The sequence below is a fragment of the Staphylococcus sp. EG-SA-2 genome (genome assembly GCF_017152085.1).
In genome coordinates, this window is sequence record NZ_JACYHC010000944.1 from 1 (window position 1) to 898 (window position 898).

An 898-nucleotide genomic window follows, 5' to 3' on the forward strand; every position below is an offset into this window, starting at 1 on the left:
AATCGCTGTCCGAATCTGAGTCACTATCTGAGTCTGAATCGCTGTCTGAATCTGAGTCGCTATCTGAGTCTGAGTCGCTATCTGAATCTGAATCACTGTCTGAGTCTGAGTCGCTGTCCGAATCTGAATCGCTATCCGAGTCTGAATCGCTGTCTGAGTCTGAGTCGCTATCCGAGTCTGAGTCGCTGTCTGAATCGCTGTCTGATTCTGAATCGCTATCTGAGTCTGAGTCGCTATCTGAATCTGAATCACTGTCTGAGTCTGAATCGCTATCTGAATCTGAGTCGCTGTCTGAATCTGAATCACTGTCTGAGTCCGAATCGCTATCTGAATCTGAATCGCTATCTGAGTCTGAGTCGCTATCCGAGTCTGAGTCGCTGTCTGAATCCGAATCGCTGTCTGAATCTGAATCACTGTCTGAATCTGAATCGCTATCCGAGTCTGAGTCGCTGTCTGAATCTGAGTCGCTGTCTGAGTCTGAGTCGCTATCTGAATCTGAATCGCTATCTGAATCTGAGTCGCTATCTGATGTATCTTCTTCGAAGTATCCGTTATCAAGTGTGAAATCATCATGATCCGTAATTGTTACGTCAACTTCGCCACCATCTGCATCTTTATCATCTTCAGTTGTATTTGTACCTGTTTGTGTTAAGCCAGCAGGCTTTTCAAAAATAACTTTGTATTTACCGCTATCTAAATTATCGAAACGATATTTACCATTTTCATCTGTTTTAGTTGTTCCAATTACTTCGCCTTTTTCATTTAATAAAGTAACTTTAACATCTTTGATACCTTTTTCAGTTGAATCTTGTTTGCCGTCTTTATTACTGTCGTACCAAACATAATCACCTAAACTATATTTTGGTGTTTTATAGAAACCACTGTCTAATGTCATGTT

General features: G+C 41.3%; 1 protein-coding gene. It reads right to left on the reverse strand.

The genetic code is table 11. The features are described from left to right. Positions 1–898, reverse strand: an 898-nt coding sequence (locus IDG60_RS16510) for an SdrD B-like domain-containing protein (protein WP_206160937.1), incomplete at both ends; no start/stop codon positions are given.